Origin of the sequence: Bradyrhizobium sp. McL0616, from assembly GCF_049993385.1 — a bacterium.
Lineage (GTDB): Bacteria > Pseudomonadota > Alphaproteobacteria > Rhizobiales > Xanthobacteraceae > Bradyrhizobium.
This window is the reverse complement of the sequence record NZ_CP188255.1, coordinates 7,370,896-7,392,359: the sequence shown is the minus strand read 5'-3', so window position 1 is coordinate 7,392,359 and position 21,464 is coordinate 7,370,896. Positions and strand designations below refer to the sequence as shown.

The 21,464-nt window shown below is 61.6% G+C and carries 18 protein-coding genes and 2 pseudogenes; 15 read left to right on the top strand and 5 right to left on the bottom strand.

Features of this window, described 5'->3' with window-relative positions; all coding sequences use genetic code 11:
• Positions 1-98 precede the first annotated feature (98 nt).
• From ACPPVR_RS35445 to ACPPVR_RS35425, 5 genes and pseudogenes are all read left to right on the top strand, one after another.
• On the top strand, positions 99-1,268 hold the full coding sequence (locus tag ACPPVR_RS35445) for a sensor histidine kinase (RefSeq protein WP_426611152.1): 1,170 nt from the start codon (positions 99-101) through the stop codon (positions 1,266-1,268).
• Between the two features lie 753 nt (positions 1,269-2,021).
• A pseudogene (locus tag ACPPVR_RS35440) lies at positions 2,022-2,338 on the top strand (transposase); the annotation flags it as partial.
• A 78-nt stretch (positions 2,339-2,416) separates the two neighbouring features.
• Positions 2,417-3,457 (top strand): IS110 family transposase, encoded by a 1,041-nt coding sequence (locus ACPPVR_RS35435; protein WP_426616246.1) that lies wholly within the window; start codon positions 2,417-2,419, stop codon positions 3,455-3,457.
• 405 nt (positions 3,458-3,862) lie between these two features.
• Positions 3,863-4,948, top strand: coding sequence for an ATP-binding protein (locus tag ACPPVR_RS35430; RefSeq protein WP_426611151.1), 1,086 nt, complete (start codon positions 3,863-3,865; stop codon positions 4,946-4,948).
• 117 nt (positions 4,949-5,065) lie between these two features.
• The gene (locus tag ACPPVR_RS35425) at positions 5,066-5,401 is read left to right on the top strand and encodes a PRC-barrel domain-containing protein (RefSeq protein ID WP_426611150.1); all 336 of its coding nucleotides are present in this window, start codon (positions 5,066-5,068) and stop codon (positions 5,399-5,401) included.
• A gap of 154 nt (positions 5,402-5,555) precedes the next feature.
• On the opposite strand, the pseudogene ACPPVR_RS35420 reads toward ACPPVR_RS35425, so the two are convergent.
• Positions 5,556-5,887, bottom strand: a pseudogene (locus ACPPVR_RS35420) (hypothetical protein).
• A 578-nt stretch (positions 5,888-6,465) separates the two neighbouring features.
• On the opposite strand from ACPPVR_RS35420, the gene ACPPVR_RS35415 reads away from it, so the two are divergent.
• The 4 genes from ACPPVR_RS35415 to ACPPVR_RS35400 all read left to right on the top strand — a co-directional run bounded on the left by ACPPVR_RS35415 (position 6,466) and on the right by ACPPVR_RS35400 (position 9,843).
• Positions 6,466-7,260 carry an SDR family NAD(P)-dependent oxidoreductase gene (locus ACPPVR_RS35415; protein WP_426611149.1) on the top strand — a complete coding sequence of 265 codons (795 nt, stop codon included), beginning with the start codon at positions 6,466-6,468 and terminating at the stop codon, positions 7,258-7,260.
• A gap of 199 nt (positions 7,261-7,459) precedes the next feature.
• Positions 7,460-7,900 (top strand): DUF3237 family protein, encoded by a 441-nt coding sequence (locus ACPPVR_RS35410; RefSeq protein ID WP_426611148.1) that lies wholly within the window; start codon positions 7,460-7,462, stop codon positions 7,898-7,900.
• Positions 7,901-8,010: 110 nt separating this feature from the next.
• The gene (locus ACPPVR_RS35405; protein ID WP_426611147.1) at positions 8,011-8,772 is read left to right on the top strand and encodes an SDR family NAD(P)-dependent oxidoreductase; all 762 of its coding nucleotides are present in this window, start codon (positions 8,011-8,013) and stop codon (positions 8,770-8,772) included.
• A gap of 48 nt (positions 8,773-8,820) precedes the next feature.
• The gene (locus tag ACPPVR_RS35400) at positions 8,821-9,843 is read left to right on the top strand and encodes a sigma-70 family RNA polymerase sigma factor (protein WP_426611146.1); all 1,023 of its coding nucleotides are present in this window, start codon (positions 8,821-8,823) and stop codon (positions 9,841-9,843) included.
• 780 nt (positions 9,844-10,623) lie between these two features.
• Here the strand turns inward: ACPPVR_RS35400 and ACPPVR_RS35395 are convergent.
• The 3 genes from ACPPVR_RS35395 to ACPPVR_RS35385 all read right to left on the bottom strand — a co-directional run bounded on the left by ACPPVR_RS35395 (position 10,624) and on the right by ACPPVR_RS35385 (position 14,250).
• A complete protein-coding gene (locus ACPPVR_RS35395) occupies positions 10,624-11,937 on the bottom strand; it encodes a tyrosine-type recombinase/integrase (protein ID WP_426611145.1) in 1,314 nt (437 codons plus the stop codon).
• Between the two features lie 1,435 nt (positions 11,938-13,372).
• On the bottom strand, positions 13,373-13,663 hold the full coding sequence (locus ACPPVR_RS35390) for a HigA family addiction module antitoxin (protein ID WP_426611144.1): 291 nt from the start codon (positions 13,661-13,663) through the stop codon (positions 13,373-13,375).
• A 62-nt stretch (positions 13,664-13,725) separates the two neighbouring features.
• Positions 13,726-14,250, bottom strand: a complete 525-nt coding sequence (locus ACPPVR_RS35385) for a hypothetical protein (protein ID WP_426611143.1) — start codon at positions 14,248-14,250, stop codon at positions 13,726-13,728.
• 859 nt (positions 14,251-15,109) lie between these two features.
• On the opposite strand from ACPPVR_RS35385, the gene ACPPVR_RS35380 reads away from it, so the two are divergent.
• Together ACPPVR_RS35380 and ACPPVR_RS35375 are read left to right on the top strand one after the other, a co-directional pair.
• Complete coding sequence (locus ACPPVR_RS35380) at positions 15,110-16,600, top strand: amidohydrolase family protein (RefSeq protein WP_426611142.1); 1,491 nt, start codon at positions 15,110-15,112, stop codon at positions 16,598-16,600.
• A gap of 3 nt (positions 16,601-16,603) precedes the next feature.
• A complete protein-coding gene (locus ACPPVR_RS35375) occupies positions 16,604-17,530 on the top strand; it encodes a CobW family GTP-binding protein (protein ID WP_426611141.1) in 927 nt (308 codons plus the stop codon).
• A gap of 19 nt (positions 17,531-17,549) precedes the next feature.
• On the opposite strand, the gene ACPPVR_RS35370 is transcribed toward ACPPVR_RS35375, so the two are convergent.
• Positions 17,550-17,927: a tautomerase family protein gene (locus tag ACPPVR_RS35370; RefSeq protein ID WP_426611140.1), complete on the bottom strand. Its 378-nt coding sequence runs from the start codon at positions 17,925-17,927 to the stop codon at positions 17,550-17,552.
• A 111-nt stretch (positions 17,928-18,038) separates the two neighbouring features.
• Here ACPPVR_RS35370 and ACPPVR_RS35365 point away from each other — a divergent pair, with 111 nt between their 5' ends.
• The 4 genes from ACPPVR_RS35365 to ACPPVR_RS35350 all read left to right on the top strand — a co-directional run bounded on the left by ACPPVR_RS35365 (position 18,039) and on the right by ACPPVR_RS35350 (position 21,342).
• Positions 18,039-18,638, top strand: coding sequence for a TetR/AcrR family transcriptional regulator (locus ACPPVR_RS35365; RefSeq protein WP_426611139.1), 600 nt, complete (start codon positions 18,039-18,041; stop codon positions 18,636-18,638).
• 34 nt (positions 18,639-18,672) lie between these two features.
• Entirely contained in the window at positions 18,673-18,885 is a 213-nt protein-coding gene (locus tag ACPPVR_RS35360; protein ID WP_426611138.1) for a hypothetical protein, read from the top strand.
• A gap of 87 nt (positions 18,886-18,972) precedes the next feature.
• On the top strand, positions 18,973-20,655 hold the full coding sequence (locus ACPPVR_RS35355; protein ID WP_426611137.1) for a methyl-accepting chemotaxis protein: 1,683 nt from the start codon (positions 18,973-18,975) through the stop codon (positions 20,653-20,655).
• Positions 20,656-20,667: 12 nt separating this feature from the next.
• A complete protein-coding gene (locus ACPPVR_RS35350; protein ID WP_426611136.1) occupies positions 20,668-21,342 on the top strand; it encodes an aspartate/glutamate racemase family protein in 675 nt (224 codons plus the stop codon).
• Positions 21,343-21,464 lie beyond the last annotated feature (122 nt).

Genomic DNA, 21,464 nt, shown 5'->3' with positions numbered 1-21,464 from the left:
GCTCAGGCTCCCGCCAACATGCCGGGTTCGGGGATTCCGTGCTTTGGGAGGCCAGGGTGATCTTAGGCACTATCCGGCAGTTACGAAGTTAGAATCCAATGGAAGACCGCACGACAGAAGCGACCGAGGGGGAGGTGCTGGATAAACTCCGGCGCCACATCCGCATTCTCGTCGATCTTGGTCGGCTTTCCGTCGAAAATGCCGACACCGCACGCTTTTTGGACCAAGCCGTGGTCCAGATCGCTCGAGCCGTGGAAATCCACCACGTGAAGGTTCTTCAATATCGTCCGGATACGTCCGACCTTCTGCTGATCGCGGGTATCGGCTGGAAAGACGGAGTGGTAGGCACCGCCACGCTCTCGTCTGACCTGCGATCGCCGCCTGGCCGCGCATTTCAAACCGCGGAGCCTGTCAGCATCAGAGATTTCTCCGAGCAGGAGGAATACGTTCGATCTGAGTTCCTGGCGGAACATGGCATTGTCGCTGTCAGCAACGTGCCGGTGCTCATCGGCGGCGCGGCATGGGGTGTGTTGGAGGTGGATAGTACCAAGTCGAGAGACTTCTCGCAGGATACGACCGAGTTCCTGACCGCTGCAGCCGCGTTGATAGGAGCGGCGTTACGGCGCAACGTGCAGCCGGACGAACATGCGCGCCTTCTGGCTGCCGTCGCCGAAGCTCAAAAGGGACAGATCCTGCTTCGCGAAATGCAACATCGGGTCAAGAACAACTTTCAACTCGTTCTGTCCTCGATCTCCATACAGAAGCGCCGCTATCTTGATCCGGAGTCTCACCGGGCCCTCGACCACGTGGCCAGCCGTATCAACGCGATCTCGCTGGCACATGATCAGCTTGCTCCTCGCCAGGAAGGTCAGATCGTCAGACTCTCCCACTACCTCCGGGCTCTCTGCAGTGCAATCCGCAGCCAGGCCGAGGAAATCGAAATCGACGTTGAGTGTGACGAACTCGAACTGACTATCGACCGCGCCTTACCGGTTGGTCTCATTCTGAATGAGACTGCCATGAACAGCATCAAGCATGCCTTCGGTGCAGATGGCGGCAGGATCAAAGTGACACTGGTAGGCGGGATTGGCTTTGGCGAAGCCCGTCTGACAATGGCCGACAACGGGCGCGGCATTCAGAATCCGAACGAAAACGGGTCGGGGCTTAAGTTGATTTCTTCCCTTGCGAGACAGATTGGCGGAACTGTCGATCAGAGCAGCTGCGGCTCTGGTACAACGACAACGCTCACATTTCCATTGATAACGTAGCGTAGGATACTGACACTTCAGCTCCGGGTTGGGCGACTGAGGGTGCTGTCTGGCCACAAAGCCTCATATTGTTGCCGATGTGTGGCCGCATAGATTGCACGTTGATCGTCCGTTGCAGCGAGAAGGTCATCGCCCAATACCAGTCACGCGGCGTTGTTGGCACGCCGACAGAAAATCCAACGCAGTGACATGATCGAATCGCGTTAGATTGATCCGGTCGTTGACGCGAATGAACCCCTTCGGCATATCATCCTGGCCCGCGATGAGATGAAAGCCCATGCCTCCTCACTTGCAGATGTTACCCTGGCGGCGAAACGCGCACCTTGGGCCTTTCCGGCATTCGAACATAGCAGCGCACGTTTCCGTGACGATCATAATCTTCGCAAAGATACTTCAGGCGCAAATGCATTTTGTTACCGGATTTAATCCCACGGATTTCCATCGCCGTCGCTAAGTGCATCGAACGCGCGATTCACGTGCCAGAGATCCCAGATGACACGCCCTCTGATCCGCTTAGGCGCGGGCATCTCACCATCAGTGACCATCTTATCGAACGTTGACGCGCTCACTCCGACGTATTCGGCAGCTTGGACTCGTGACAAGCCCCGAGGCGGCAACGATGCTGGCAGTGCGGCGGGGCGCGGAGGATCGTTTTCGTTCTTCACTGGTTTCGCTCAGTGTGGAAGCTTGAATTGAGCTGCACCCGGTTCCGAAGACACCAAGTTAGGTGTTTTATGGAGCAGGAGGTGCGTCATGGAGAGAAGGCAGTTTACGCGGGAGTTCAAGCTTGAGGCCGTGCGGCTGATCAAGCAGCGCGGCGTGTCGTATGCGCAGGCGTCGAAAGACCTTGGTATTCATCCGACACAGTTGCGCAGTTGGGTGAAGCAGCTTGCGGACGATCCGCAACATGCATTCCCTGGCCACGGTCAGGTGAAGCCAGAGCAACTGGAGATCGCGCAGCTGAAGCGCGAGGTCATCAAGCTGAAGGCCGAACGGGACATCCTAAAAAAAGCCGCGGCCTACTTCGCGAAGGAATCGACGTGAAGTTCGGTTTCGTTGTGTTTCGGCGTGTTGGTGTGGACGGCCCCCGACGGCATCGATTGTGCCAGAATGAGGTCGTTGCAGATCTCAGACAAAGGGGGCCGTCCGTGGAACAGGTTAGCCGAATCGGCATGGATACGTCGAAACGTTTTTTTCAACTTCACGGCGTGAACGCCGCCGAGAAGGTGGTATTGCGCAAGAAATTGCGGCGTAAGGAGATGGTTGAGTTCTTCGAGAAGCTTGCGCCGACGGCGATTGGGATCGAAGCCTGCAGCGCCTCCCACCATTGGGCACGGCTTTTGCGGTCATTCGGCCATGAGGTGAAACTGATCGCGGCTCAACTGGTCAAACCGTATGTAAAGCGCGGCAAGAACGATACGGCTGACGCCGAAGCTCTTTGCGAGGCGATGAGCCGGCCAACGATGCGTTTTGTGCCGGTAAAAACCGCCGAACAGCAGGCGGCCCTTATGCTGGTCGGCCTCCGCGATCGGCTCATCCGCAATCGGACGCAACTCTCGAATGCCATCCGCGGCTATGCCGCCGAGTTTGGCTTTACCGCAGCCAAAGGGATGGCGCACCTCGATCCGCTGTTCGAACACATTCAAGCGGATGAGAGCGTGCCCGACCTGGCTCGCGAGCTGTTCGCTGCCCAGGCTGAAGAATATGCTCAGTTGCAGACGCAAATCGACGAAGTCGCTGCCAAGCTCATGGCTTGGCACAAGGCTGATGAATGCAGCCGACGTCTCGCGAAGATCCCTGGCGTTGGTCCGATCGGCGCGGCGCTGTTGATGATGAAGACCCCAGCGCCCGAGCTATTCCGGTCAGGGCGCCAGTTCGCGGCCTGGATCGGATTGACACCGAAAGATCATTCCACGGCCGGCAAGGTCAGGCTCGGCGCCATCACCCGGGCCGGTGATGAAGCTTTGCGCGCCGTGCTGGTGTCGGGGGCCACCGCCGTGATCAGGCATGCTGTTCGCTGCGGAGGACGCGCGTCGCCCTGGCTCCTGGACCTTCTCAAGCGCAAGCCGCCGAAGCTGGCCGCCGTAGCGTTAGCCAACAAGATGGCCCGTATCGCTTGGAAACTGATGGTCACAGGCGAAAGCTACGCCACGAAATCCGCAACCGTCGCTCCGGCGAGCGCGGCGTAAAGATCAGCCAGACACGGGGAGCAACTTAACTGCAACCGTGCTGAGCCGATGCCCGAACTTGCAAGGTGACAAGCAGATGGTGTGATCGATCGATCCTAGACGCGAGATACTCCGTAAACCCCACTGACCGCAAAGGTCGCCGGCGTGTCTGGAATTCGCGTCGCGGAAACCATCTTGGCCAGCGTTCATGTGCGAGCGCGACAACAGGCCGGACATATGGACGCAAGCGATCTGATCAAAACATTGCAAAAAATCCTTGCGAGGAGAGGGCCGTCCACATAAGGGGTTTGGACGCCGATCGGCGCCTGGGTCACCATTCCCACATCAATAAAATCAAGACTTTAGGACCACGCGTGCGACGATTGAGGGGTCAAAATTCGATCAGTATTCACATCCGAGGTCGTCGTGGTCGAACTGGGTGCGACGCCGCGCGATTCGGCCGACGATCGCAGGCTTTGGATGCTGCATGACGGCCTGCACAATGATACGCGTCAGGGCCACCCGATCCGCGTCCTGCTCCGGACGCGCCCCGACGGCAGCAGGTTCGCCGTGGCCCAGGGGGACGAAATCCGTTCAGAGATCGCGGGTGACACGGCGATCCGAACGCTATTGCCGATCGCCGCGATGGTGCCCTGCCTGTTGCTGGTCACCGCCTTGGTGATCGGACGGTCCTTTCGGCCGATGTTTCGCCTGGCTGACGAACTGGACGCCAGAAAGGCAGTCGACCTGAGTACGCTGTCGGCAAAGGGCGCGCCGAGCGAGCTGCAGCCCTTCCTTGGGTCGATCAATGCGCTGCTCGATCGCATCCGCACCATGATGGATCAGCAGCGGCGGTTCGTCGCGGACGCCGCGCACGAACTTCGCACGCCAATTGCAGCGCTGAGCCTGCAGACCGAAAATCTCGATCCGCTCGACATGCCCCCGGCGGCGCGAGAGCGTCTTGAAGCCTTGAAGAGCGGCATGCGGAGAACCAGACATCTGCTCGATCAGCTTTTGGCGCTGGCAAGGAAGGACCTGGCCCCTCAACAGGCGGGCGAGGAGGTCTATCTGGATCAGATCGCGAAGGGAGTCGTCGCGGACCTACTGGTCGAGTCCTCCGCGCGCGAGATCGATCTGGGCTTCGCGATGGCCGAACCAGTCTCGGTGACCGCAGATCCGCTCGCCATCCGCTCGGTTGTCCGCAATCTCGTCGAAAATGCGGTGAGATACACACCCAACGGCGGTCGCGTCGACCTCGGCGTCTATCGCGAGGGCGGGAGGGCGGTTCTGCAGGTCGAAGACATCGGGCCTGGTGTTCCGCCCCAGGATATCGAGCGGATATTCGAGCCGTTTTATCGGGGACGCAGGCCGACCGGCAACGGATCAGGGCTTGGGTTGTCGATCGTGAAGCGGATCGTCGATAGATACGGCGGATCGATCGAAGTCGAGAATATCACCGAGACCGACCGGTCAGGTCTTCGCGCGACCGTGAGGCTGCCCGCGTCTGGTTGAGTACCGCACGTCGCCGCCTTTTTCGCGCCACCCTTTCTTCGGCAAATTTTCACGACAGGCTAATTCGGTCCTAAGACAGTTGCACGAAGCTGTCCGAGCTGGGTGAGGTCGAGAAACATGAAGCGCCTGAAACAATCGAAGTGGGAGACGACTATGAACAATTCTATCCAACCCTCCAACTCCTCGTCTGTTCAGTTGGAAGGGACCGCCGTGGTGGGCCCGGACGGCGATCGAATCGGATCGATCGAAAGTGCCGCCATTGACCGGACGAGTGGCTCCCTCTCGCATGTGGTGATGACAGTCACGCGTTTCGGGTTTGTCGCGACACGGTATCTGCTTCCTTGGCATCGCCTCGACTACGACCGGCAGCTCGCCGCCTATCGGGTGGATCTCACGCATGGACAGTTGCAGGCTGCTTCGCTTCCCCAGCCGCCCTTCGGTTGCGGGCTTTGACCGCCTCCGTTTGTCGGCGGATTGCCAATCTCGGGCTCGTCACCCCACCGAACTGGGGGACGTTGCGCGCCGCCCAGAAGGACTACGACGGGAATCGCCCATGCCGCCGAGGCGTGGCCGAACAGCACGACCGCCAGCACCGCAGGAGTGAACATCACGAGCACCTGCGCTGTGCGGCGGCCCAAGGCCGCCGCAGTCGCATGGCGACGCCGCCGCGCGGCGGAGGATCGTCGTCGCCGCCGCCGTCGAGCTGGCGCAGCGCTGCGAGAATGTCAGCGAGCCGGATGGTATGACCCATGCCGGGAATTTCGCGCAAGGCGGGGCAGGATTCGACAGCGAACATGTCCGATGCCCAGGACGACAAGATGATCCGCTTCTCCGGGACCGAGAGTTCTCTGTCGTTCAGGACGTCATTCGGAGACGCATAGTGCGCGGCCGGGTGAAAAAGGGGTGAAGATTGCCGGTGTTCGCGTTGGCGTTTGTCATCGGGGGCCTCCCTTCATGCTCCTTCCGAGGGATGGGGTTGTCGTATAGGCCGAGCGGCGGCCCTGTGCCGCCCGGATCTCTCCCACGCGAGATGCCTTGGCGACCGAGAACGCCTTCACTTGGATCCGTCCACATCCCGAACTCACATCTGTTCTAACCGTACGTTCCGCTCAACTTCTTGATTGTGGACTCCGCGAGTTCGAGCCGCCCCCCAAGATTACGCGCATCCAAGATCTCCTAAACCGTCTTCATTGGATGGCCGGTGATCGCCGCGATTCAGGAACGGAGCAATTCGATAGCGCGAGGCGTGTGACAGCGGTTCCACGCAAATCGTGGAAGTGCAAGTCCTTCAGCCCAGATTGCAGCCACCCGGTCAGTGCGGTCGGATCCTTTCGAACTCGCGCGCTTCAGTAGATCGAGGGTGGTTAGCGATATTCCCATTAATCGTGATCAGCGCCCGTCTCATGGCTGCGCCGATGAATTTTGCGGGTGCCCATGGTCATCACAGCACAAACCCACCCAGGCGGCGGCAGGATTAGACGCCGCCTCACATCAAACGCTGAATGGAGTGACAGACTATGCTTCTCGAAAACAAGACAGCGATCATTTATGGAGCCGGCGGAGCCATTGGCGGCGCCGTAGCCCGCAAATTCGCCCGCGAAGGGGCCAGGGTTTTCATCTCTGGCCGAACGCTCAGCAAGGTTGAGCTTGTAGCCAAAGATATCGTCGCGGCGGGTGGAACGGCAGAGGCGTTCCAGGTCGATGCCTTGGACGAACAAGCCGTCGAAGGCCTTGTCGCGGCGGTCTTCAAGACCACGGGGCGGCTCGACGTGTCTTTCAACGCCATCACACCGATCCCGCAGCCCGGAATCCAGGGCATCCCCATCGCCCAGCTGCCGGTCGACAGCTTTACCGCGCCGATCACCGCCTACATGCGGTCGCACTTCCTGACGGCGCGGGCGGCGGTGCGCCGGATGACCGAGCAGGGTTCGGGCGTGCTGTTGATGAACACTCCGGAGCCCGCGCGTCTTGGGCTGGCTCTCGTCGGAGGGATGGGCCCCGCTTGGGCTGCGATGGAAGCCTTCAACCGCAACCTGTCTGCGGAATTCGGCGCCAAGGGCATCCGCGCGGTCTGCTTGCGCTCGACAGGCATGCCCGAGACCGAGACGATCGACATCGTCTTCGGACTGCATGCGGAAGCGATGGGCATTTCGCGGGAGCAGTTCCAAGGCTTCATCGAGAGCCTGACGCATCGCAAGCGCTCGACGAGGGTTTCCGAGGTGGCGGAGATGGCCGCCTTCCTGGCTTCCGATCGGGGCAGCGGCATGACCGGGACCGTGGCCAACCTGACCGGTGGAATAATCGTCGATTAAGGGGCGTGGCAGAGCGCGCGAGGCAATCCCGATAGCTCGCCGCCTGACGTTCGAAATCCATTGGGCTCAGTGCGAGCATCCTTCGGTCTCGAATGTCAGGCCGCAGAACGAAAATCGCGATCGACCGATGAATTATCGCCGGTGCGCGGTCATCATCGACGGCATCGGTTGCCGTGCCTAAACTGAAGAGGAAAGAGTCATGAGCTACGAAAAAATCTTCGAGTACGATCTCGACCTCACGGCCGTGACCGATTACGGCGCGAACATGGAGGCGCTGTTTACGGGGCGAGAGAGCGTGCCGCTGCAAGGCGCTCAATTCGACGTCGCGCTCACGGGGTACATCAAAGGTCGCGTGACGGGGACGATGCGGGGCATTGACTATCTGCGCGTGCGCGCCGACGGCCACCGGCAGCTCGACCTCCGGGGGACCATCGAAACCGACGACGGGAATCGGATCGCGTTTTCCGCTGACGGCGTCGGCACCCCGCGCGACGGTGAGCCGATCGTCGACCTGGCCGTGAAGATAAATCTCCTGACGGGCTCGGTAGCCTATGCCTGGGTCAACGCACGGCCGGCCTGGGGCGCTGGCTACGCAAACCTGGCCACCGGAAAGATCCACATCGACGCGTATTTGCACTGACTGCCGGTCGCCTGCGAGCGCAGGACCGAGAAAGTCTTCGCCCCGACGATGAGTTTCCGGCGGCCTGCGGTCTCCACAACATCAACATCTAGATGAGAGGAGTTCTGGACATGTCGTCGGAGAACGGGTTGTTGCAGGGCAAGGGCGTCGTCGTGTTGGGCGCCAGCCGCGGCGTCGGCCGCGAGATTGTGCGGCATGCGTTGGCCCAGGGTGCGCAGGTCCTGGCGGTCGCAAGGCGGTCGCACGGCTTGGCCGATCTCGAAAAAGAGATGCGGGGCGTCGACACGCTGGCGCTGGACGCGGCCTCGGAAGCCGCGCCGGCGAAGGTCATGCGAAAGGCGAAGCCCGACCTGTTGGTGATATGCGGCGGCGCCACCCCGCCGACCCGTCCGATGTCAGAGCTGAATTGGGCCGAATTCGGCATTAACTGGGAAGTCGACACCAAAATGGCCTTCCTGTTCTGCCGCGAGGCGTTGCGGTTGCCGCTCGCGCCGGGCTCGGTCGTAGTGATCATTTCCAGCGGCGCCGGTCTTGGTGGGTCGCCGATTTCCGGTGGCTATGCCGGCGCCAAGCGGATGCAGATGTTCATCGCAAAGTACTGTCAGGCTGAATCCGACCGCCGCGAACTTGGCATCCGCTTTGTGGCGCTGGTGCCCTCCCGCGTCATGCCGGAGACCGGCCTCGGACAGGCCGCGGTGAACGGCTACGCACAATACCTCGGCGTTCCCGCGGAAAAGTTCATCGAGAACATGGGCCCGCGGCAGTCGCCCACGGACGTCGCCGGGGCGGTCCTTGACATTGCGATAAAGCCACCGGCCGAGCCGGGATCGATCTTCACCATTTCAGCTGGCGGCGTCGCGGCGGCTAGCTGAAGATGCCAAGATGGACGCGTTGCGCAGCCGGAAAATCGAAGTGTTGCCATGAAAGATAGGACGCTCGGAAGCTCGGCGGGCGACACTCCGCCCAGTCGCACCGACTTCGCCAGGCCGGCCGAGATGCATCGCCGCGCACTCAAGTTGCACTGCTATCGCATGCTCGGGTCTCTGCACGAGGCCGAGGACGCGGTCCAAGAAACCATGCTGCGGGCCTGGCGGGGTTTTGACGACTTCGAGGCGCGGGCCTCGATCAAGAACTGGCTCTACCGGATCGCGACCAACGTGTCCCTGAACATGATCGCGAGCCGTTCGAGGCGCAGCCGGATGATGCCTGATCAGGTGGAGGGCCCGGCGACCCAAAGGCCGCAGGGGCGCCCGGATACAGGGACGCTGTGGATCGAGCCCTATCCCGACGCCGAACTGGAAAGCCTCCCCGATCCCGCTGCAGGGCCAGATGCCCGCTACGAGCTGCGTGAGTCCATCCGGCTCGCGTTCGTCGCAGCGATCCAGCAACTGCCGCCGCGTCAGCGGGCCGTACTGTTGCTGGCCGACGTCATGGGCTGGTCCGCGATCGAGGTCGCCTCCGTGCTCGATGCTTCCGTTGCGTCGGTGAACAGCGCCCTGCAGCGGGCAAGGGCCAAGCTGGCCACGATCGACCGCGACGTTCGCCAAGCCCCGATGACAGATGAACACCAGCGGAGTCTGCTTGAGCGGTACGTGCAGGCCTGGGAAAGCGCGGACCTGGAACGGTTCGTGGCGCTTCTGAAGGAAGACGCCGTCTATGCGATGCCTCCGTGGCGAGAATGGTATCTGGGCCGCGGTTCGATCGGGGATTTCTTCGGAGCTGTCTGGCCCGCCTATCGCGGCTTTCGGCTTGTTCCCGTCGGCGCAAACCTCCAGCCGGCCTTCGCCCTCTACACCCTTGGCGCCGAGGGGCGCTGGAACGCACATTCGCTACAGCTTCTGTCACTGGACGGAGACGGTATCGCGACCTTCAGTGCGTTCATGCAGCCGCTCGCCCAAAGGCTTTTCACGGCATTCCAGCTGCCGACCGTCCGGGAAGCCTGATGGTTTCGCGCGAGTGGGTTGGTCATGGAGATCCGTGATCCCCTGTGTGTCGAGGCTTGGGTGACCGCAGGTAACTTCACGCATTCATATCGTTTGCGTGCAGGCAACCAGATTGGCGCGGCGGTACGGCGCATCTCCGACCTCGTATTTCCGAATGGGACGAATCTTGAAGTGGGCAGGTCTTAAAGGTTGCCAGCTGGACATCCATTGACGTCTAGAACAGCCCTAGTACTGAAACGGAAAACCTCTCATGACGACTCCTATCTATGCTTGGCGGAGACTTAAAAGTCCTGGACGCTCTGCTGCGCCGGGTCAGCCCTCGCACCGATCCCATGCGGTCGGGCTGAATGCGGCGACGATGTTCCTCTCTGAGAGAACGAGGCCGGGGATGGCCCCACGGGGCGATCGCGGGTGGGAGGGCGATTAGCGGGCTTGTCGCCTCCTGCCGTGTCTATACCGACGATGATCTTTCGGGCGGACGCGAATGAAAGCAGGTCGTCGCCGGCTACGTTCAGCCGCCTTGCAACGTACATGCAGCATCGACAGCTAAGCTGTTGATTTCATATGATCAAAATCGGCTTCCTAACCCGCAGGTCAAGGTGGATTTCTCTGCCAACGTCTTCGAACACCATCGATGCACCTAGCTTACGGGCTGACCACCGATTAACCACCGAAACCCCGTGAACAAACGGCGATAAAGGTGGTCGATCAACGGCAAACTCATTTGTTTTTGTTGATCTTTTCGGTTGCTACTTACGTTCGGGACGCAGGGGTCGCAGGTCAAGCCGAGAGCCTGTGAAGCGTGACAACTGGTGTCGGGCTCGCCAGGCCGAGAGCGGGGAAGTTTTCACGGATGGTCTGCGCTACGTAGCTGGGAGCAAGGTGAGCGTAGTGCTTTTCCGTCATCCTCGTGTCGGCATGACCAAGCTGCCGAGCGATTACAGCCATCGGCACGCCAGCCATTGCCAGATAGGAGCCGTGCGTGTGCCGCAAGAGATGGAAATTCACTGCCGGCACGATCTTTGCCAGTTGACTGGCTTCATCGAGCGGCCGTTGTTGATGCGAAGTCCCCCACGGCTTGCTGTCGCTCCGCAAGAAAATGCGCTGGCCAGTGACAAGATTGCTTGTCCATTGCTGGAAGGCGCATTTTCCCTCCGCCGCCAAGACGACGTGACGGTTCTTTCCCTTGCTGAGCCGGACGGACAACGTGCCGCTATCGTCGTTGTAGTCCTCACGTTTGAGGCGCGTGAGTTCAGCGTAGCGGCATCCAGTATGTAAGGCCGCCTCGACCAATTTCCGGAAATCCGGCGGACAAGCTTTCACCAAGCTGCGAATTTCGACAAGGCTGAGGTAGCGAACGACAGCTTCGTCGACCTTCTTGAACGGTTTTACTCTGCGCCAGGCGGTGTCGGACGAGGCGCGATCAGCATAAAATGCTCGATTGAGGGCGGCCTTTAATATTGTGAGGATGCGGTTCGCCGTTGCCTTGCGAGCACGACGGGCATCTTCGTCGTCGGGCGTTGCTCTTGTCGCTTGTTCAGCGGCATTGCGCTTGGATCGCACGCGTTTGGACGCCGTCGCGAGTTCGTTTCGCCAGCGGACCAGTTTTTCCGTGGTCAGGTCGTCGAGCTCAATGGGCCCAAGGCGCGGCAAGATCCAAGCGTCGAATACGTACTTGGCGCCTTGAACGGCAGTCGGCTTTTTTTCGGCTGCAATTTCGGACAGGTAGTCCTTGACCGCGTTGGCGACTGTGTAAGGTCCGACGCGAACCTTGCCCGTTGCGGCTAGGCGCTGTTGCTCGGCCCAGGTGCGAGCGCGGTCTTGCGCCTGCCAATAATCGAAGACCGCGACGCCGTCGGCGTCGAGGGTATCATCGGCCGAGCCAATGGCCTTCGTCTCGTAGCCGCTCTTGCCGCGGTAAAAGCTGGCAACCCAAGAACCGGAGGCCGAACCGCGATAGTAGCCGAGGCGCAATCCCTTCGCGATTTTTGCAAAGTAGGGGGTGCGGCGAGCCGGCAATCGTGCACGCGCGGTGCGCGTTTCGAGAGAAGAATGTCGCGCCGACCTCGCCAAAAGAGTTCTCCATTTCTTCAAGTTTTCTTCAACAGGCAGTCGAAGATGGCCGCGAACAGTACCAAACAAGAACGTACTAAGCAATTGAAAGCATTAGTGTTGTTGACGTTCGCGGACGTTCGCTAATGTGCGAGATGCAATTCTCTCAAGGCTGAAACAGGGGTTCGATTCCCCTAGGGAGCGCCAGTAATCACTATGAATTTGTTTGTGTATTTCCGTTGCTCTGCTTGTCGCCAAGATCTTCCCACAGTTTTATCCCACAGAGCCGAAGCCTTTTAGTTGCGCCGAAGACACGCTCGCCAAAACGGATTTTTGAACCCAGACTGGCCCTTGATCCGCCCCCTGCCACCCCCCGACAGGACGCGCGGCCGCGGTCGCAACCCTCTTCGACAAAATTTTCAGTTGCACCACGTACCAAGTAGAGCGTCGGCCTCGCGCTAGACCGACCTCAGGCCAAGCCACCAGCGCGTCACAGTTGGACGGTGGTCATCGTGCAATCCGTTTTCTGATGTGAATTACATCTCCCAGCAATCTCGTGCTTTGGTGAGACTTGTCGCCTCTTCGAGGCACTTGGAAACCTGAGCCTGAAAATCGTCTAGCTTTTCATCGCATGCTTCCGCGTCCGCCCGCGCGGGAATGGGACGCATGCTTTCCCAAGCGACAATGGAAACTGCGGAATTAAGCACCATCGCGAGTGCGATAAAACGGATGGACATATATGACGGTCTCCAGTTGGTCTTAGCACACCTGCCGTGCGCCTTCGTAGGTGCAGCGCTTACTTGGCGGCGACCCACACCTTTCAGTCATGTTGCGCTTGCCAACGCAGTGGCCGTTGCCATCCCTCCAGCCTGGTCCCCCTTTACATCCGCAGCCTTGGCATCGGCAGAGATCGGTTCTACTTCCTTTTTCTGGCATAGACAGGGCGGGCTCGGCTTGGGCGATCTGCTTATCAGTGCGAGACATGAGATAACCGCCAGCGCCCAACGCAATGCATAAAAACGCAACGCCAATGAAAAGTATTTTCATCCAGGCACTGTCGCCGATTGTCAGAGCTTGATCGTTGCATTCAGACGGCAAAGATGTGGATCTGGGTACAAAGAACTACCCAGCACTGCCGTAGTTGGCGCCGCTAATTTACCGGAACGCGCCATCCAGTTCTTGTCTTCGCGCGCCAATGATTTGCGTTTTGCCACATCAATTCCGTTTGACGCCAAATCGCAATTCATTGGTGCGCAATAACAAGACGCGCGGGTAGTAGAGGTTTTAGAGTGATGGCTATCCCAACATCGATCTCGACGACTTCGACGCCCACAGAAGACGGCTGAGGCCAACAAGCATCGGGTAGGCTGACATAACCGAATATCTGATCCGCTCCGATTACGGTGACAGTGCACTCAACTCTTCGGCTGTGGATGTTGGTGTCCGCGAGGCACTTGGAACCTGAGACTGTATCCCCCTATACTGCCTCGTAAGACGCGATCTTCTTGATCTGCGGTGCAAGCACGTCTTCAGCCGTTTCGAGATCGAAACGCGCTTGCATGTTCATCCTGAACGCAGCGCCAGTCTTGAAGAATTTGCCGAGCCGTAGCGCTGTGTCCGCCGTGACGGCTTCGCGCGCAATGCGTTCGATCCGGGTGCGCGGCACGTTCAGGGCGGCCGCGACCGCGTAGGGCGTCAGCTTGAGCGGAACTAGAAATTCTTCACGCAGGATTTCGCCGGGATGAATCGGCGGCAGTTTCTTTGCCATGTGGGTGCTCGTAGTAGTCGACGTCGATGAACGCCTGCATTAGCTATTTGGCCCAATTCGACTCAGCCTTCCAAGATATCGCGTACTTCGTCAGTATCGAGGCATTTTCTCTCGATGAGCGCCTTCGCAATGCGCTCAATGATATCTAGATGTGGACGAAGCAACGCAAGCGCCCGCTCGTGCCCTTGATGGACCAAGCCAACATCCTCGCTTTCGTCCACGTCATCCAACAACTCAATCATCTTTCCGTAGTCACCCCAGCCCGCCCCTTCGTGCGTGGGAGCATCAAAGAGCTTTTGGGCTTCTAAGCCGGCTGCGCAGATCGCTAACTGGTCTAAGAGGCTTAAATGGGTGGCGTCCTGGATTTGCGTAGCGCCTCTCGCGGGGTCGCTATCTATTGCTATCTCAGCGCCGCCGATCGCCAATCGTAGGACCCATGCCACCACAATGTGTCCGGCTTCGTGATAAGCTGCGCCGCGTTGGTCGCGTTCAGAGTTAGATGGTTGATCGCGCAACGCCAAAGCCGACTGCTCCCTCTCGCGCCGGGGGCGGATTGTCGATGCCCCAACCTTTTCGTCGCGCGGCATCTGAGCCTGCCAGCCGTAAATTCTCAAGAGGGTCGTGGGCCGCAGAGCAACGAGCCTCCGGCAAACGCGCAAAACAGAGTGAAATTCCAGAGTCAATCCGCCTAACTTAAAATATTCCACTTTACCGAAATTCGGAAATGTCGTATGTGTCGGCCATCCCAGCCCACCAAAGGGGCGGTCGTACGTCGTCACGAACGCGGGCTGGGTTGCGGTGGACGCGGGCGGCGTCAAGGCGGGATGGTGCGTGCAGGGCGAGATGAACCTCGTGAGCATGTGACGGACCGCGTCGACGAACGGCGCCCAAACCTCGCGAAGCCTCGGGTGAGGCAGGCATGTCCTGCGAAGCCTTCAGGCGAAGCGGGAGTGCTCGCGTACGGCGAAACCGTGTGGTCCTGGCCGTCGTTGCTACGGTCAAGCCTTTGCGAAGGCCTCATGCGCGTCAACCGACGCGGTGAGCGTGAATTTCGCGATCGCGACGGAGGCAAGAAGGAATTCGTCTCCGGGGAGAGCGCGGCATAGGCCGTCAAACCATCGCGCAGGGAAGGCCGGACGTCTCGGTTGCCCTGTGTCTCCCCTGTGCATTCGCGTGCAATCATTTCGCATAGGGGGGGTGTGGGTGCCAGCCGGCGCCCGGTCTTCCCTGCGCCCTTTCTTCCGGGAGGGCGAACAGAAAGCACAGCTCGGGCAAATCATGCCGCGAGACTGCAAGCGCGCGTCCGGACCTCCCGTGCAAGCATGCTGCATCGGCATCTGCGGAGGTGGTCGTCGTTCCCGGAATCTGCCTTGATGCGCCCCGATCTGCCTCCGGAGCTGCTGCCGGGCCTTTGGAGGTTTTGGCATTAGCTTTCGGGGTGACGATATGAGCGGTTTGGTGATCAGCGGCGGCCGGGTGGTGGATCCCGCGAGCGGGATGGATGCGATCGGGGATGTCGCGGTGGTGGACGGCAAGATCGCCGCCGTCGGCACGGAGCTCGGCGGTGCCGAGCGGGTCATCGACGCCACCGGGCTCGTGGTCGCGCCCGGCTTCATCGATCTGCATGCGCACGGCCAGTCGCTTCCGGCCGACCGCATGCAGGCCTTCGACGGCGTGACGACGACGCTCGATCTCGAAGCCGGCGTGCTGCCGGTCGGGTCCTGGTATGAGCGCCAAGCCAGAAAAGGGCGCGTGCTGAACTACGGCGCCGCCACCAACTGGGCCTTCGCGCGTATCGGCGCGATGACGGGCTCCAATGCGGAAAGCTCGCTGGAGGCGTTCGGCAACGCCATGCGCGATCGCCGCTGGATGGACAACGTCGCGAGCGATGCGGAGGTTGCCGGCATCCTCGATCGGCTCACGCGCGGTCTGAACGAAGGCGGCATCGGCATCGGCATTTTGAACGCCTATGCGCCGGGCGCCGGCGTGCAGGAGCTGACCGCGGTCTGTCAGCTCGCCGCAGTAAAGGACGTGCCGACCTTCACCCATGTCGCCTACATGTCGCGCGTCGATCCCGAGAGCGCCGCGGAAGCCTACATCCGCCTGATCGGCTATGCCGGCGCCACCGGCGCACACATGCACATCTGCCATTTCAACTCATCCAGCAAGACCGACATCGAGCGCTGCCGCGTGTTGATCGAAAAGGCGCAGGCGCAGGGCCTCCCCATTACGGTCGAGGCCTATCCCTACGGCACCGGCTCGACCGTGCTCGCAGCAGCCTTCTTCAGCGACCCCGAGTTCGTCGAGCGCAACGGCACCGGTTACGATTCCGTGCAGCGCGTGACCGACGGCTATCGCTTCCACGACCGCGAGGAGCTGCTCAAGGCGCAGGCCGAGGAGCCGTCTTCATTGGTGCTCTGGCATATCCTCGACACCGACAACAATCCGCATCATCGCGATCTCCTCGATATGTCCGTGCTCTATCCCGGCGGCGCGATTGCGTCCGACGCGATGCCGTGGACGCTGTCGGACGGCAAGACCTACACCGGCGATGCCTGGCCGCTGCCGGACGATGCAACGTCGCATCCGCGCTCGGCCGGCTGCTTCACAAAATTCATCCGCGAATGGGTGCGTGAACGCAAAACCGTGTCGCTGCTTGAAGGCGTGCGCAAATGCGCGCTGATCCCGGCGGAGATTTTGTCGCAAAGCACGCCCGCGATGCGCGCCAAGGGCAGGCTCGCGCAGGGCGCAGATGCCGACATCGTGGTGTTCGACTACGAGAAGCTCAGCGACCGCGCGACCTTCACGGCGATGAACCGTCCGTCGGAAGGCGTGCGGCATCTCGTGGTCAGCGGCCAGCCGTTGATCAGCGACGGCATTCTGGATGTGGGGGCGCGGCCTGGAAAGCCGGTGCGCCGGCCCGTTGTCGAGAGCTGACCCATGCCGGTCCCCATTCTCCTGGTCACGGGCTTTCTGGGGGCGGGCAAGACGACGGTCGTGAACCATCTGCTGGCGCACGCGGACGGGCGGCGGATCGCCGCCGTCGTCAACGACTTCGGCGCGATCAATATCGATGCGGAGCTGATCGCGGGCGCGAGCGACGGCGTGGTCAGCCTTGCCAACGGCTGCATCTGCTGCTCGCTCGAAGGCGATCTCTTGCGCACGCTCTCGACGCTGCTGCGGCGCGATCCACCGCCGGAGTACATCGTCATCGAAACCAGCGGCGTCGCCGATCCCGCCGACATCGTCCGCAATCTGCTGGATCCGGTGATCCTGCGCGAGGCGCCGCTGGAGACCGTGCTCTGCGTGATGGACGCAGGCTCGCCGCCGGCCGCTTTGGATGACGCGCTGATGCGCTCGCAATTGCGCGTCGCCGATATCGTGGCGCTGAGCAAGCTGGATCTGGCGGATGAGGGGGCTGGCGCCCGGATGCGCGAGGCGATCCGCGCGCTGCGCTCACCTGCTGTGGTGGTCGACGCGCGGCATGGCGAGATTCCTGCCGCGCTGTTGTTCCCTGCGGGCGTCGATCGTGCGCCCGCGCCGCGCGAGCCGGGGCCGAAACGGCCAGCGGAGGAACGCTTCGAGACGCTGAGCTGGACGTCTGACCAGCCGCTCTCACTGCCGCGCTTGCAGCAGGCCATCAATCGTTTGGCGCCAAAACTCGCGCGCGCGAAGGGCCTGTTCGAGACCGTCGAACAGCCAGGCCGCCTGATGGTGTTTCAGTTCTCCGGCGGCCGCGCGACGCTGGCGACGGGCGAGGTGCCGGCGCCAGGCGTGCCGCGGGCGCGCATCGTTTTCATCGCCGAACTCGGCGTGCTCTCGAAGGCCGAGCTCGACGGGATTATGGAGGCGTGTGTTGCCGGGTGAAGCTGCAGCCAATCTCGCCTCAGGCGAATTGGGCGAGGCCGTGGCCGACGGACCAGTTCTCCGGCGGGGCATTGAGCACGTTCACGAACACGTCTTCAGGGCGGATGCCCGGGTTCTCGCCGAGCAGCTCGGCGATCCGGCGATACAGCGCCATTTTCTGCTCGGCGGGGCGCGTGGCGAACACGGTGATCTGGATCAGCACGGCATCCTCGCTGCGCTTGACGCCGTAGGCATTGCCGCAGCGGAAGTTCGCGGGTTCAAGCTCGCTGATGGTCATGAACTCGTCGCCCTCGGGCACGTCGAACGCCTCGCGCATGGCGCGGTAGAGGCCGTCGAGGATCGCCTGCCGGTAGGCTGCCGGCTTGCCGGCGCGCATCGAGATGTGAAGGAGAGGCATCGCGGATCCCTTCATTGACGAAAGGGGCCATCGACCCCAATTTGTTTTTGACGTAGCGTCAAGAAACCATATTTTTGACGTTGTGTCAAATACTCTCAAGAGGAGCAAGACTTGAGGCCGCGCGAGTTCGATCACGACGAGGTCCTGCGCATCGCGTTCGACCAGTTCTGGCGCAAGGGCGTGCGTGGCACCTCGCTTTCGGACATCGCGCGCGATGCCGGCGTTCAGCGCGGCAGCCTCTACAACGCCTTCGGCAGCAAGGAGGCGTTGTTCCTCCAGGCTTATGAGCGCTATGCGGTCGACTACCTCATCGCCCTGCAAAAGGCGCTCAGTGCGGGCTCATTGCGAAAACGCCTCACCGCGTTCTTCGACATGACCATCACCAACTTCCGCTCGGGCTCGCCGCCGCGCGGATGTCCGACCACGCGCGGCTTGATGGAGCTCGGCGCGGCCGAAGGCGAGGGGCTCGACGAGGAGGCGCGCCAGGCGTTTGCGAACCTCGTCTCGCGCATCGCGGTTCTGGTTCAGGACGCGCTGTCGGCGGGCGCCGAACGCGGCGAGTTCAGCGGCAACGCCGCGGCCGCGGCGCTGCACATTATCACGGTGACGCGCGGCCTTGCCGTGCTCGAACGCGCCTTCGACGATGAGCCCCAGCTTCGCAAGATCGCCGCCCACACGATCGATCTCTTGCTCGGAAAGGCGAGCCGTTAGATATCAGCAGAGCGCAAGTGCGTTGACTGCGCGCGTGGCCGCGCCCTCGCCCTTTGAATCGACGAACTTACCGACGACGGATGCAAGCTCCCCCGGTTGCCTGCGGCGCGCGACCGGAGGCGTTCTAATCTTCGACGACGAGGATGCGTCGGTTCACGCGAACGCGACGTCGATCGTGTTGTCGGTCTTCGAAATCATCCGGCAGGCGCACCAGACGCCGTCGCTGGTGATGGCGAGCTTGAACTGATCCGGGGGCGGACCCGAATGCTTAAAGCTTTGCTAAGGCGTTCGGGATAATCTGGCATATCTGTATTGCCAATTCATGCGAGCACCGATGATATTCTCCCGCATCAGTTTCAAGCTGGTCCTGATTGTTGGCATCAGCCTTCTCGGAATGATCGCGCTGGCACCGATCGCGCTCTCGACCCTGCGCACGCAGATGGTCGCCGATCGCCAGGCCAAGATCCTGCAGATGGTCGACGTCGTCTACGGCATCCTGACGCACCAGCAGAAGCTCGAGAGCGAAGGGAAACTCACGCGCGAGCAGGCGCAGCTTGCGGCGATCGCAGAGATCAAGAGCCTGCGCTACGACAAGGTCGAGTATTTCTGGCTCAACGACATGGCCGCGAAGATGATCATGCATCCGATCAAGCCCGAGCTTGACGGCAAGGATCTCTCCGACATGAAGGACCCCACCGGCAACCGCCTGTTCTCCGGCTTCGTCGACGTCGTCAAAACGCAGGGCGCGGGCTTCTACAGCTATCTCTGGCCCAAGCCCGGCTTCGAGCAGCCCGTTGCCAAAATTTCCTATGTGAAGGGTTTTGCGCCCTGGGGCTGGATCGTCGGCACCGGCATCTATCTCGACGACGTCGACGCCGTGTTCCGCCAGGATGCGATTACCTTCGCGCTGGTGTGCCTTGCGGTGTTCGTGCTCGTACTCGGCTGCTCCTTCGTGATCGGCCGCAGCGTGACAAGGCCGTTGGCAAGAATCACAACGCTGACGGGGCGTCTTGCCGCTGGCGACAGTGCGTTCGACGTGCCCTACACCCATCGCCGTGACGAGGTCGGCGGTCTCGCCAAGGCGCTCGCCGTGTTCAAGGACAATGCGTCGGCGGTGCACCAGATGCATGCCGAGCAAGACGAGATGAAGCGCAAGGCCGACGACGAGAAACGCAAGACCATGACCGATCTCGCTGGCCGGTTCGAGGCGAGCGTGCAGGCTGTGGTTCGCGACGTCTTCAACGAGGCGCGCGACATGCAGCAAGCAGCCCAAGGGATGTCGGAGACTGCGAACAAGGCGACCGACCGCGCGAGCTTCGTCGCGACCGCCTGCCAGCAGGCTTCCAGCAACGTGCAGACGGTGGCTTCCGCCGCCGGCCAATTGTCGTCCTCCATCACCGAGATCAGCCAGCGCGTCGCGCAGGCGGCAGCCGTGGCCGACAAGGCGGCCGCCGATGGCCAGCGCACCAATGATACCGTGCAGGGGCTGGCTGCGGCCGCGCACAAGATCGGCGAGGTCATCGACCTCATCAACCAGATCGCCTCGCAGACCAACCTTCTCGCGCTCAACGCCACCATCGAGGCGGCGCGTGCGGGCGAGGCCGGCCGGGGATTTGCGGTGGTCGCGAGCGAAGTGAAATCGCTGGCGAGCCAGACCGCCAAGGCCACCGAAGAGATCGGCGCGCAGATTTCGGCGATCCAGACCGAGACCAACCAGGTCGTCGGCAATATCGAAAGTATCCGCAGCACCATCATGGAGGTCAACGAGATCTCCTCTTCGATCGCAGCCGCGGTCGAGGAGCAGGGCGCCGCGACGCAGGCCATTGCCCACAGCGTGCAGGAGGCGGCCTCCGGCACCGACCAGGTCTCGCAGAACATTTCGGGCGTCACCGATGCGACGGCAGCGACGGGCCAGGCCGCCGGCCTCGTGCTGCAATCGAGCGGCCGGCTGACCAAGAAGCTGCAATCGCTCCAGGACGAGGTCGGCGCCTTCGTTGCGGGGGTACGGGCGGCCTAGTATAGCTGGTGGATGGTTTCCGATCCCCGCCGCATCCTGCTGATCAACCCGAACAGTCTTGAGGCGACCACTGCGATGATGGTCGCCATCGCGAGGTCTGTCGCGACGGATGGCTTCGACGTCGTTGGCGCCACGGCAGCGCGCGCGCCCTCGATGATTGTCACGCCGGATGCGCTGGAGGCAGCCGCGCCTGAGGTCGAGGAAATCGCGACTGCCTGCGGCAACGGGTGCAACGGCATCATCGTGGCGGCGTTCGGCGATCCCGGCCTTGCCGGGATCAAGGCCGGCATGAAGCTGCCCAGTGTCGGCATCGGCGAATCGTCCATGCTCGAGGCCGCGGAGAACGGCCGCCGCTTCGGCGTGGCGACCACGACGCCGCTGCTTCAATCCAGGATCGACACCTTGCCGGCGGCGCTGGGACTGCGATCCCTCTACACCGGCACCCGCTTCGCCGAAGGCGATCCCCAGGAGCTGATGCGGGATCCATCGCAGCTACGTGCCGCCCTCGCCGCTGCGGTCGAGGCCTGCATCGCGCAGGACGGAGCGGAGGCGGTCATCATCGGCGGCGGTCCGCTGGGCGAGGCTGCGCGCGAGCTTCAGCCCATGTTCACCGTGCCGATCATCGCGCCGATCCCGTCTGCCGTGACGCGGATTATTCGCCTCATCGAAGCGCGATCGCCCAACTGATATTCCGGCCCGCGGGACCGGTCATGACGACCGCTTCCTCTCCCTTGACGACTGCGGCTAAAGTGAAGAAGCAGGATCATCGAACCTGCCGCCCTGGGCGTGGCTGCGGGGCCATGGAGACC

What these genes read in the sequence shown, in the direction of transcription:
- ACPPVR_RS35370 (WP_426611140.1), bottom strand. Translation starts at nt 17,927, where the DNA reads ATGCCTCTCCTTCACATCTCGATGCGCGCCGGCAAGCCGGCAGCCTAC.
- ACPPVR_RS35350 (WP_426611136.1), top strand. Translation starts at nt 20,668, where the DNA reads ATGGTTTCCGATCCCCGCCGCATCCTGCTGATCAACCCGAACAGTCTT.
- ACPPVR_RS35355 (WP_426611137.1), top strand. Translation starts at nt 18,973, where the DNA reads ATGATATTCTCCCGCATCAGTTTCAAGCTGGTCCTGATTGTTGGCATC.
- ACPPVR_RS35380 (WP_426611142.1), top strand. Translation starts at nt 15,110, where the DNA reads ATGAGCGGTTTGGTGATCAGCGGCGGCCGGGTGGTGGATCCCGCGAGC.
- ACPPVR_RS35390 (WP_426611144.1), bottom strand. Translation starts at nt 13,663, where the DNA reads ATGGCAAAGAAACTGCCGCCGATTCATCCCGGCGAAATCCTGCGTGAA.
- ACPPVR_RS35425 (WP_426611150.1), top strand. Translation starts at nt 5,066, where the DNA reads ATGAAGCGCCTGAAACAATCGAAGTGGGAGACGACTATGAACAATTCT.
- ACPPVR_RS35405 (WP_426611147.1), top strand. Translation starts at nt 8,011, where the DNA reads ATGTCGTCGGAGAACGGGTTGTTGCAGGGCAAGGGCGTCGTCGTGTTG.
- ACPPVR_RS35400 (WP_426611146.1), top strand. Translation starts at nt 8,821, where the DNA reads ATGAAAGATAGGACGCTCGGAAGCTCGGCGGGCGACACTCCGCCCAGT.
- ACPPVR_RS35445 (WP_426611152.1), top strand. Translation starts at nt 99, where the DNA reads ATGGAAGACCGCACGACAGAAGCGACCGAGGGGGAGGTGCTGGATAAA.
- ACPPVR_RS35410 (WP_426611148.1), top strand. Translation starts at nt 7,460, where the DNA reads ATGAGCTACGAAAAAATCTTCGAGTACGATCTCGACCTCACGGCCGTG.
- ACPPVR_RS35385 (WP_426611143.1), bottom strand. Translation starts at nt 14,250, where the DNA reads ATGCCGCGCGACGAAAAGGTTGGGGCATCGACAATCCGCCCCCGGCGC.
- ACPPVR_RS35375 (WP_426611141.1), top strand. Translation starts at nt 16,604, where the DNA reads ATGCCGGTCCCCATTCTCCTGGTCACGGGCTTTCTGGGGGCGGGCAAG.
- ACPPVR_RS35415 (WP_426611149.1), top strand. Translation starts at nt 6,466, where the DNA reads ATGCTTCTCGAAAACAAGACAGCGATCATTTATGGAGCCGGCGGAGCC.